This window comes from Micromonospora sp. ALFpr18c (assembly GCF_008868155.1).
In the GTDB taxonomy this organism is placed as follows: Bacteria; Actinomycetota; Actinomycetes; order Mycobacteriales; family Micromonosporaceae; genus Micromonospora.
Window position 1 is genome coordinate 1 of the sequence record NZ_WBKR01000014.1, and the last position, 10,800, is coordinate 10,800.

The window sequence follows — 10,800 nt, forward strand, 5'->3', positions numbered from 1 at the left end:
AGACCGTGTTGGCGGACTGGCCGCCGGTCAGGGGGTTGGCGAACGGGACCACGTGGGCATGCGCCGTCGTGAACACCTGGCTGAGGGTCGCGGTGAACTCGGCGTCCGGCGGGTCGTCCGACCACAGCGCGAAGACGCCCTCCGGGCGCAGGAGCGCGGCCAGCCGGCGCAGCCCGACCGGCGTGTAGAAGGAGGCGTGGCTGGGGTGCAATACGTTGCGCGGGGAGTGGTCGACGTCGAGCAGTACGGCGTCGAACCGCCGGCCGGGTGCGTCGGCGTCGAAGCCGGTGTCGCCGGCGACCGCCGCGAAGAAGTCGGCCCGGACGAACCGGGTCCGCGGATCCTCCGCGAGCCCAGCGGTGAACGGCAACAGCCCTCGCCGGTGCCAGTCGATGACATCCTCGATCGCCTCGACCACCAGCAACGACCGTACCCTCGGGTCGTCCAGCGCGGCCTTGGCCGTGTAGCCCAGGCCGAGGCCGCCGACCACCACGTCCACGGCGTCGCCGGCCAGCTCGGCGAGGCCCAGCCGGGCCAGCTCGATCTCCGCGACCGGGAAGAGGCTGGACATCAGGTACTCGTCGTCGAGCTTGACCTCGTACACCTCGACCTGGAGCGCCGGGTCGAGACGCCGGCGCAGGCTGATCCCGCCGATCGGAGTTTCCCGCCAGGCCAGCTCTTCGAAACGCGCGCCCACGGTGCCCTCTCGCCGCCGGATTCGTCCCCGGATGGTACCCGTCGGGATCGGCCCGGCCACGCAGGGTCCACGGGACATCGACGCAACGCATATCCTGTGCCCGGCCGATCCAGCGGGAAGGGACCTCATGCCGTCGCGGCAGGACCAGCTGCACTCCTACCAGTTCAGCGTCCAGCGGGCGGTCGCCGCCCTGGTCATGCGCGAGACCGACCCCGCGCAGTCGCCGTTTCGGCGGCTGGCGGGCGCCGGCCTGGCCAGCGTCCTGGTCGCGGCGATCGGGTTGGGTGGCTTCGCGCTCTACGGCCTGTTCGCCGGCGGCGGCAAGGGGTGGCGTGACCCGGGCGCGGTGATCGTGGAGAAGGAGTCCGGCGCCCGGTTCGTCTACCGCGAGGAGAAGCTACACCCGGTGCTCAACTACGCCTCGGCGCTGCTGATCGTCGGCGCGGACTCCGCGAAGACCGTGCTCGTCTCCCGACGCTCGATCGACGGCGTGCCGCGCGGTCTGCCGCTGGGCATCGCCGACGCCCCGGACTCGCTGCCGGCTCCGGGCCGCCTCGCGACCACGGCGTGGACGGTGTGCTCGGCGGTCCCGGCCGGCGCGGGCGGTGCGGAGCCCCACTCCGCGTTGTTGATCGGCGCCGAACCCGGCGGCGGGCAGCCGCTGGGCGAGGACGCGCTGCTGCTGCGTCATCCCGACGGTGGGCTGCACCTGGTCTGGCACCAGCGGCGCTATCTGATCCGCGATCCCAACCGGGTGCTGGCGGCCCTGGCCACCACCCGCACGCGCGCGGTGCCGGTGGCGCCCGCGCTGCTCAACTCGTTGCCCGCGGGCGTCGACCTGGCCCCGCTCGCCCTGCCCGATCTGGGCAGACCCAGCACCGGGGTGCCGGGTGCCACGGTCGGTCAGGTCTACCTCGTGCGCAACTCCGGCGGCGGCCGGCAGTACGCGGTGGTGCTCGACGCCGGGCTGGCCGGGATCACCGAGTTGCAGGCCGGGCTGTTGCTGGCCAGCACCGCGCAGGGCGAGCCCGCGCCCATGACACTCGGTCAGTTCGCCGCGCTTCCCACGGTGCCCGACCTGGCTCCGAGCGGGCCGACGGCCCCACCGACGGCCCCGCCCCGCCTCGCGGCGGCCGATGGCGCGGGCCTGTGCACGCGCGTCGGCGACGACGGCGGGGTGGGCGAGGTGCGGTGGGGCGTACCGCTGCCGGACCTGGCGGCCGTGCCACGGACCGCGCCGGCCGGCGGCGCGGTCCTGGCCGACCACGTGGTGGTGGAGCCGGGTCGCGGCGCGGTGGTCGAGGCCGCCGCGGCGCCGGGTGCGTCCGGCGGCGCGGTGTCCGTGGTGACCGACCTGGGCCGGCGGTACGTGCTGGCCGACCGCGGTGTGCTCACCATGCTCGGCTACCGCGGTGTGCGTCCGGTGCGGCTGCCGGCCGGCCTGGTGAGCCTCGTGCCGGCCGGTGCGACCCTGGATCCGGCCGCCGCGCGGGCCGTCGCCGCCCCCGGGTGAGGACGTGGCGGGTCAGTCGGCCGGGCGGCGCAGGACGCTGACCGCGAAGGCCGCGTCGTCCCGCCACGGACGCAGGTCCCAGGTGGCGAAGCGGTGTTCCAGGCGCAGGCCGGCGGCGACCGCGTCGGCGTCGAACGCGGTCAGCGGGTACCCGCGCTCGGTGCCGAAGCCGACCGCCAGGACGCCGTCCGGGCGCAGGTGCCCGGCCAGCCGGCGCAGCACCTCCGGCTCGGTGCCGGCCGCGACGAACGCGAGGACGTTGCCGGCGAGCACGGCGGCGTCGAACGGCTCCGCCTCGCCCATCGCCGGCAGGTCCAACTCGGCCAGGTCGGCGACCAGCCAGCGCGGGCCGGGATGATCGGCGCGGGCGGCCTCCACCAGCGCGGGGTCGGCGTCCACCCCGATCACGGTGTGCCCGCGCTGGGCCAGCGCGGCGCCGACCCGGCCGGTGCCGCTGCCGGCGTCGAGGATCCGCGACCCCGGCGCGACCAGGGTGTCCACCAGACGGGCCTCGCCGGCCAGGTCCGCACCCTCGGCGGCGAGCTTGCGGAACCGGTCGATGTACCACTGCGAGTGCTCCGGACCGGTGTCGGTCGCCCAGCGGGTCGGGTTGGCCATACGGCCACGGTAACCGCGCCGGACGGGGCGCGACGGGTGAGGCCGGTCGGGCGCACCGATCGGTGGCGGCTCAGCGGGGCGGTGCCCGGCGTGTCGAGTCGCTCAGCTGCCACCGATCAAGGAACGGTGGGGCGCTGGGCGGCGGCCCGCCGCCCAGCGCCCGTACGCCGTCGCTCAGCCCTTCTCCGCGCCGCTGGTCAGCCCCTCGGTGAGCAGCCGTTCACTGGCGAAGAAGAGGATCACGATGGGCAGGGTGAGGACGACCGACCCGGCCATCAGCACCGTCTTGGGCACCTCCACCCCGTCGGCGAGCAGGGACAACCCCAGCGACACCGTCCACCGGTCGGGTTTGTCGACCAGGAACAGCAGCGCGAAGAGGAACTCGTTCCAGGCGATCATGAAGTCGTAGAGCGCGACCGCCATGATCGACGGCATGGCCAGGGGCAGGCTGACGCGGCGGATGATGCCGAGCCGTCCGGCGCCGTCGATGGCGGCGGACTCTTCCAGACTGACCGGGATGGTCTCGAAGTAGTTCTTCAGCATGTAGACCGAGACCGGCAACGTCTGCGAGATGTAGACCAGCACCAGACCGAACAGGGAGCCGCGCAGCCCGGCCCGGGTGAAGACCACGAACAGCGGGATCGCGATGACGATCGACGGGAACAGGTAGACCGCCAGGAACAGGAAGTCCACCTGCCGACGGCCGAAGAACCGCAGCCGGGCCACCGCGTACGCGCCGGGGATCGCCACCACCAGGGTGAGCACGGTCGCCGCGACGGCCACCAGCCCGCTGTTGCGGATGAAGGTGAGGAAACCCTGGCCGCCGTCGTCGGTGGCCTTCAGCACCTCGGCGTACGTGGCGACGGTGAGCTCGCCGAAGCCCACCACGAGCGCGCCGGGGTCGAGCAGCAGCCGCTCGATGGGGCGCACCGAGAGCATCAGCATGTAGTAGAAGGGAAAGACGGTGACCACCAGGAACGCGGCGATCACCAGGCGGCGCAGCCAACGCAGGCTCACCGTCTCGACGACGTCCCGATCCATCAGCCGACCCTCCGTCCGAAGAAGCGCAGATAGATCAGCACGAACACGATGAGGACGACGGCCAGCACGACCGCCTGCGCGGCCGCCGCGCCGATGTCGGTACGCGCGGTGAGGAAGTCGTACACCCGCACGCTGACCACCTCGGTGCCGGCCGCGCCACCGGTGAGCAGGTAGACGTCGTCGAACTTGTTGAAGGTCATGATGAAGCGCAGCACGCCCAGCAGGGCGATGACCGGCAGCAGTTGCGGCAGCAGGATGTGCCGGAACCGTTGGGTCGGGGTCGCGCCGTCGACCCGGGCGGCCTCCTCCAACTCGCCGGGCACCGCCTGGAGCCGGGCCAGCAGGAACAGGAACGCGAACGGGAAGTACCGCCACGCCTCGAACACGATGACCGTGGCCAGCGCGGTGGACTCCTGGGTGAGGAACGGCACCGGGGCGTCCCAGCCCAGCAGGCGTTGGCCCCACTCGTTGACGATGCCGAGCTGCGGGTCGAGCATCACCTGCCAGACGAAGGTCACCGCGACCACCGGTGCCACGTACGGCAGCAGCATGGACGCCCGGACCAGGGTGCGGCCCCGGAACGGCCGGCGGACGACCAGGGCGGCGACCAGGCCGAGCAGGATCGACCCGACCGTGCCGCCGATGCTGTAGATCAACGTGACCCACAGCGTCTCGGCGAAGCCGGGGGTGTGCAGCACCCGGTCGATGTTGTCCATGGTGAACTCGCCGAACAGGCCGGTCTTGCGCAGCGTGGCGAGCCGGACCCGCTGAAAGGCGAGCAGCACGGTCCACACGATCGGGATGCCGATGACCGCGATGGTGACGAGCAGGGTCGGTGCGACCAGCGCGAGCCCGGCACGGGACTCACGGCGGCGCAGGGTCAGTGGTCGGCGCCGTGGCGGCGCCGGCCGCTCCCGGGTGGGGGAGCGGCCGGGGCCGGGCGCGGTGGTGGTCAATTGACGCCCTGCTTGATGGCGTCGACGTCCTTCTCGGCCCGACCGGCGGCGGCTGCCGCGTCGGACTTGCCGGCGATGAGGTCGGCCAGCACCTTGGGCACCGGCAGTTCGCCGAGCATCGCGCCGACCAGCTTGCCCTGCCCCTGGCTGAGCCCCCAGCGTTGGAAGGTGTCCGGGCTGCGGCGCAGCGTGGCCAGCACCTCGTCGCCGTACACGTCGGCGAGAGGCTTCTTGGCGTCGACGCCGGCCTGGCTGGTGTTCCAGGCGTTGAGGTACGCCTCGGGCTCGGCCGGGGTGCCCTTGCGTACCGGGAAGCGGCCCTCCGGGGACATCCCGAACCAGCGCGGGTAGCCGTCGCCGAGCATGTACTCCACGAAGGACTTCGCCGGGTCGGCCGCCGCGCCGTCCAGCACGGCCCACGAGCTGATCTCGCCGTACTGCGCCGGTTCGGTGCCGTTCGGGCCCTTGATCGCGGTGACGAACCCGCTGTTCTTCGCGAGGAACGACGGGTCGGCCTGGCACTGCGGGCAGGTCGGCTTGGCGTCGTTGCGCAGCCCGGCCAGCTCGTCGAGGATGAACGGCGACCAGATCACCATGGCCGCCTTGCCGGCGAAGTAGGTGGCCCGGGTGGTGTCGACGTCCTGTGCGCCCTTCACCGAACTGGTGCGGATCAGATCGCCGTAGAAGCGGAACGCCTCGACGCACTGCGGTGAGTCGAGGGTGACCGCCCCGTCGTCGCCGGTGAGCTGGCAGCCGTTGGCCAGCGCCAGATGCTCGAAGGTCTGCTGGGTGAACACGTCGCTCGGGCTGGTCGCCGCGGTGATCCCGGCGACGCCGCCGGTGTTCAGCTTCGCCGCGGCGTCGGTGATCCGTTCGTACGTGTCGGGGACCGGCAGGCCGGCTGCGGCGAACAGGTCCTTGCGGTAGACGAGCAGCTGCCCCCACCCGTCGCTGGGCACGGAGAGCTGTTTGCCGTCGTCGGAGGTCAGCTCCAGCGCGCGGGGGGAGAACGTCTGCTTGCCCAGCTTGTCGACGACCTCCGCGTTCGCCGAGGCGTGCAGCAGCTCGTTGCCGGCGAGCGTACGGATGCCGGCCAGGGAGACCGAGCCGACCACGTCGGGCAGCTCGCCGGCGGCGGCGTTGGCGGCGATCAGCGAGGGGAACTGGTCCTCGTTGACGGTCACGAGGTCGACCTGGATCCCGGTCTTGGCGGTGAAGTCGGCGATGATCGCCTTGGTGGCGGTGACGCGGTCGGCGACGTCCTCCAGACTCCAAACGGTGATCTTTTTGCTGTTGCTGTCGGATCCGTCATCTCCGCAGGCCAGCAGGGTGGACGCTGCCAGTGTCATGATCAGGGTGGTGGCGAGTATCCGCCTCGGAGGTGCTGACATCGGTGGCACTCCTCTCGAAGGGTACATACCGGATTCAACACCTTCGATAGATCAATAACAAGACATATTGCGATTTTGTGTCTATCCTGGAGCCCAGCGCTACCGGGATGTGACACATGGGCAACTGGGTGGTCTCTCTCGCCGGGCCTCGACGGATCAGCCTCGAGCCCTGCCCGCCGGATCCGCTCGGCCCCGGCCAGGTCCGGGTCCGCACCTGCTACTCGGGCATCTCCGCCGGCACCGAGCTGACCCTCTACCGGGGCAGCAACCCCCGACTCAGCAAGGACTGGGACGACGCCGCCCGGATGTTCGTCCCCCGCCAGACGCCGGTGCCCTACCCGCTGATCGGCTTCGGCTACGAGGAGGTCGGCGAGGTCATCGAGGTCGCGCCCGACGTGGCCGACCGGCATCCGGGGCAGCTCGTCTGGGGCATCTGGGGTCACCGGGCCGAGGCGGTGCTCGCCGCCGACACGGTCCGTCCGCTGCCCGCCGGGCTGGACCCGCTCGTCGCGGTCTTCGCCCGGCCCGGCGCCATCGCCCTGACCGCCGTGCTCGCCGGTGACCTGCACCTCGGCGACTGGGTCGGCGTCTTCGGGCAGGGCGTCATCGGGCTGCTCGCCACCCGGCTCGCGGTGCTCTCCGGTGCCCGGGTGGTGGCCGTCGACCGGATGCCCGGCCGGCTGGAGCACGCCGCCCGCTACGGCGCCCGATCCACCGTGGACGTGTCCGCCGAGTCGGCCGCCGCCGTGCTGCGCGGTGCCACCGGTGGCCGGGGCGCGGACGTCTGCCTGGAGCTGTCCGGGGCGTACCCGGCGCTGCACGAGGCGATCCGGTCCACCGCACACGCCGGTCGGGTCGTGGCCGCCGGCTTCTACCAGGGCCAGGCCGACGCACTCGGCCTCGGCGAGGAGTTCCACCACAACCGCATCCAGTTGGTGGCCGCCCAGGTCTCCGGGCCCACCCCCGCGCCGAGCATGGCCGGCCGGTGGACCGGAGACCGGGTCGCGCAGACCTTCATGGACCTGGTGGCTGAGCGCAGCGTCGACCCGTTGCCGCTGGTCAGCCACATCGTCGACGCCAGCGCGGTCGCCGACGCCCTCGCGCTGCTCGACCGCGGCGCCGGTGACGTCCTCCAAGTGGTGCTGAGGTTCTAGATGATCACCATCGCGCTGGCCTGCCAGGAACAACTCCTGCCGGGCGCCAACCTGATCCAGAAGTACGCCCTCGCCGCCGCCCTCGGTTACCAGGGGATCGAGCTGCGCGGTCGCGGTGACCTCGCGTTCGCCCGCCGGTTGCCCGAGCTGCGCCGGGCCCGCGCCGCCGGGGTGGTGATGCCCACCGTCTGCGTCGAGATGGGCCACTTCATCGGCGACTTCGACCCGGACCGGTCCGCCGACGCCGTCCGTAACCTCCGCTCCCAACTCTCCGTCATCGCCGAGCTGGGCGGCGTCGGGGTGATGACACCGGCGGCCTGGGGGATGTTCTCCCGGCGGCTGCCACCGTTCGAGCCGCCGCGCCCGCCGGCCGGCGACCGGCAGGTCCTCCTCGACGCCCTCGGCGAGCTGGGCGATCACGCCCAGGCCGAGGGCGTCACCCTCTTTCTGGAACCCCTCAACCGGTACGAGGACCACATGGTCAACCGCCTCGACGAGGCGGTCGCGCTGTGCGCCGCACTCGGACTGCCCTCGGTGCGGGTGGTCGCCGACACCTTCCACATGAACATCGAGGAGGACGACGTGCACCGGGCGTTGCGCGCCGCCGCGCCGTACCTCGGGCACGTGCAGGTCAGCGACTCCAACCGCTTCCAGCCGGGCGCCGGGCACCTCGACTGGCCGGCACTGATGCGCACCCTGCTGGAGCTGGACTACCAGGGCTGGCTGGCCCTGGAGTGCCGGCTGCGCGGCGACCCGGTCCGAGCCCTGCAGGAGGCCGCCACGGTGCTGCGGCACGCGCTGCCCCGGCGGGCCGCCGCGTGAGCGCCGACGCCGGGCCGACACGCGTCGGCGGGACCACGATGGCCCGTGCCGGCGGTCCCGCCGACCCGGCCGGGCTGCGCCAGCTCGCGGTCGACACGCTCGAGGCCAATTGGGAGCACGACCACACCGTGCCGTCGCGCACGCTCTACCCGCACCAGTGGAGCTGGGACTCCGCGTTCATCGCGGTCGGGCTGGCCCAGGTCCGCCCCGAACGGGCCTGGCAGGAGTTGGCGAGCCTGTTCCGGGCGCAGTGGGCCGACGGGCGGGTGCCGCACATCGTGTTCAACCCGGCGCTGCGGGTCGGCGCGTACTTCCCGGGGCCGGATCTGTGGCGCTCGGCGGACGCGGAGGGCGCTCCGGCCGTGGACACGTCCGGCCTGGTCCAGCCGCCGGTGCACGCGCTCGCGGCGTGGCTGGCGTACCGGCGCGCACCCGGGCAGGCCGGCCGGGCCGCGCTGGGCCGGCTCTATCCGGCGTTGGTGGCCCAGCAGCGCTACCTGGCCGAGCGGCGGGACGTGGCTGGCGACGGCCTGGTCTGCATCGTGCACCCGTGGGAGTCCGGGCTGGACAACAGCCCCGCCTGGGACGAGCCGATGGCCGCGGTCCGGGCCGAGGCAGCAGTGATGCGCGCGTACCGCCGGCACGACACCGCGCACGCCGACGCCGCGCACCGCCCCACGGACCTGGACTACGCGCGCTACCTGGCGATCGTCGACGCCTACCGCGACCACGGCTACGCCGACCGGCGCCTCGCCGACGGCCATCCGTTCCTGGTGGAGTGCCCGCTGTTCAACGCGGCGTTCGGCGCTGCCGAACACGCCCTCGCGGAGATCGCCGCGCTCATCGGCGCCGACCCGGGCCCGCACCGCGCCCGGGCGGCCCGGATCACCGACGCCCTCGTCCGCCGGCTGTACGACCCGGGCACCGGCACGTTCCAGCCGCGTGACCTGCGCACCGGCCGGCTGGTCGGTGCCCGGACGGTGCTCGGGTTGACGCCGCTGATCCTGCCCGACCTGCCGGCCCGGCAGGTCGACGCGGTGGTCGTCGAGGCGACGTCGGCGCGCTTCGGGGTGGCCCGGCGGATGGATCGGCCGCTGCCCAGCCACGACCGCACCGCAGCGGACTTCGAGCCGCTGCGTTACTGGCGGGGGCCGAGCTGGCTGAACATCGGCTGGCTGGTGCGTCGCGGGCTCGCCGTGCACGGGCACCCGGAGCTGGCGGCCGGGCTGCGCCGGTCGATGATCGGACTGGTGGCCGGTGCCGGCTGCCACGAGTACTTCCACCCGGACACCGGCGTCGGGCTGGGCTCACCGGCGTTCGGGTGGACCGCGGCGCTGCTGCTCGACCTGCTGGCCGACTGAGTGGGCTCCGGGCGGGCGTCGGGTGGTAGCGTGCCCGCTCTGCGCGGGCGGGAGGGTGGCGTGTCCGAGATCGACAAGGTGGCCTGGATCCTCATCGAGGACGGACGGGTGCTGAGCACCCGGTCGCGGGGCAAGGACGTGTGGTATCTGCCGGGTGGCAAGCGCGAGCCGGGGGAGACCGACCTGCAGACGCTGCGCCGGGAGATCGACGAGGAGCTGAGCGTCGAGGTGGACGTGCGCGACGCCGTGCACCTGGGCACGTTCACGGCTCAGGCGCACGGGCACGCGGCCGGCGTCACCGTGCGGATGACCTGCTACCGGGCCGGGTACGAGGGGCGCCTGCGCCCGGCGAACGAGATCGCCGAGACGGCCTGGCTGGAGTACGCCGACCGGCACCGCACCTCCGCGGTCGACCAGATCATCTTCGACCACCTGCGGGCCACCGGCCTACTGCGCTGACCGCACCGCCGTTTGCCGACCGCCTGCCCGGGTAAGCGCGCGACCCGTGGTGGACAGGAGGACGGTGTGCGGTTCCCCCGCTTCATCGACGCGGTGTCCCGGCGCTCCGGGCTGCCGCCCGAGCAGGCCGCCGTGGTGGCGCGCGCCGTTCTCCAGACGATGGCCGAACGGGTGACCGGTGGCTCGGCCACCGACCTCGCCGGGCATCTCCCCGACGAGGTGGACGGCTACCTCGGCGGCGCGGGTCGGAGCGCGGCCCGATCGGTGCCGCCGGCTCCGGGGCCGGCCGAGTTCCTGCGGCGGGTCGGCGAGCGGGCCGGTGTCGACGAGGCGACCGCCCGAGCCGGCACCGGGGCGGTCTTCGCGACCCTGCGCGAGGCCGTCACGGTGCGCGAGTTCCGGCAGATGGTGGACGGCCTGTCGCGCGATCCGGATGGCGGCGTGACCCCTGCCGTTCCGCCATCTGTCGGGGACTGAACGCTTCGATGTCGTCATTCGGACGAGGCGCTTTCGGCCGGGAAATTCCTCAACGCAAATGATACGGAGCCGGAAGAATGGTTGCGGCTGGCCGCTTTAGGCGAAAATCAAGCGCCGCGCCAGGGGGATGATCGGACGATGTTCGCCGTCCCTCGTCGGAGCCTTCGGTAGACCCTTCGGGTCGACTCTAGTCAATGATCTATCGCGTCACCCATCGAACCCTATGCTCCTTCCATTGTGAAGTCCTGGGGGGGATGAATGATCACCGCTGTCCATCGCCGCGCGTCCGTCCATAGTGGATCTTCGTACGC

At 72.7% G+C, this 10,800-nt stretch carries 11 protein-coding genes; 6 read left to right on the top strand and 5 right to left on the bottom strand.

Going from position 1 to position 10,800, the window contains the following annotated elements; all coding sequences use genetic code 11:
• Window positions 1-697, bottom strand: a 697-nt coding sequence (locus F8271_RS04900) for a spermidine synthase (protein WP_151488448.1), incomplete at its 3' end; no start/stop codon positions are given.
• Window positions 698-824: 127 nt separating this feature from the next.
• Here F8271_RS04900 and eccB point away from each other — a divergent pair.
• Window positions 825-2,210, top strand: coding sequence for a type VII secretion protein EccB (gene eccB / locus F8271_RS04905; protein ID WP_151488449.1), 1,386 nt, complete (start codon window positions 825-827; stop codon window positions 2,208-2,210).
• 12 nt (window positions 2,211-2,222) lie between these two features.
• On the opposite strand, the gene F8271_RS04910 is transcribed toward eccB, so the two are convergent.
• From F8271_RS04910 to F8271_RS04925, 4 genes are all read right to left on the bottom strand, one after another.
• A complete protein-coding gene (locus F8271_RS04910; RefSeq protein WP_151488450.1) occupies window positions 2,223-2,828 on the bottom strand; it encodes a bifunctional 2-polyprenyl-6-hydroxyphenol methylase/3-demethylubiquinol 3-O-methyltransferase UbiG in 606 nt (201 codons plus the stop codon).
• A gap of 174 nt (window positions 2,829-3,002) precedes the next feature.
• Window positions 3,003-3,869 carry a carbohydrate ABC transporter permease gene (locus F8271_RS04915; protein WP_151488451.1) on the bottom strand — a complete coding sequence of 289 codons (867 nt, stop codon included), beginning with the start codon at window positions 3,867-3,869 and terminating at the stop codon, window positions 3,003-3,005.
• Complete coding sequence (locus F8271_RS04920) at window positions 3,869-4,825, bottom strand: carbohydrate ABC transporter permease (protein WP_151488452.1); 957 nt, start codon at window positions 4,823-4,825, stop codon at window positions 3,869-3,871. The genes F8271_RS04915 and F8271_RS04920 overlap by 1 nt, the downstream gene beginning before the upstream one ends.
• Window positions 4,822-6,174: an ABC transporter substrate-binding protein gene (locus F8271_RS04925; protein WP_225854170.1), complete on the bottom strand. Its 1,353-nt coding sequence runs from the start codon at window positions 6,172-6,174 to the stop codon at window positions 4,822-4,824. Before F8271_RS04925 ends, F8271_RS04920 begins: the two co-directional genes overlap by 4 nt.
• 158 nt (window positions 6,175-6,332) lie before the next feature.
• Between F8271_RS04925 and F8271_RS04930 the strand changes: the two genes are divergently transcribed.
• From F8271_RS04930 to F8271_RS04950, 5 genes are all read left to right on the top strand, one after another.
• Window positions 6,333-7,370, top strand: coding sequence for a zinc-binding alcohol dehydrogenase (locus F8271_RS04930; protein WP_151488454.1), 1,038 nt, complete (start codon window positions 6,333-6,335; stop codon window positions 7,368-7,370).
• The gene (locus tag F8271_RS04935; RefSeq protein WP_192580145.1) at window positions 7,371-8,192 is read left to right on the top strand and encodes a sugar phosphate isomerase/epimerase family protein; all 822 of its coding nucleotides are present in this window, start codon (window positions 7,371-7,373) and stop codon (window positions 8,190-8,192) included. It begins immediately after the preceding gene.
• Window positions 8,193-8,230: 38 nt separating this feature from the next.
• Window positions 8,231-9,553: a hypothetical protein gene (locus F8271_RS04940; protein WP_151488489.1), complete on the top strand. Its 1,323-nt coding sequence runs from the start codon at window positions 8,231-8,233 to the stop codon at window positions 9,551-9,553.
• A 60-nt stretch (window positions 9,554-9,613) separates the two neighbouring features.
• The gene (locus F8271_RS04945; RefSeq protein WP_151488455.1) at window positions 9,614-10,012 is read left to right on the top strand and encodes an NUDIX domain-containing protein; all 399 of its coding nucleotides are present in this window, start codon (window positions 9,614-9,616) and stop codon (window positions 10,010-10,012) included.
• A 66-nt stretch (window positions 10,013-10,078) separates the two neighbouring features.
• A complete protein-coding gene (locus F8271_RS04950; RefSeq protein WP_192580146.1) occupies window positions 10,079-10,489 on the top strand; it encodes a DUF2267 domain-containing protein in 411 nt (136 codons plus the stop codon).
• Window positions 10,490-10,800 lie beyond the last annotated feature (311 nt).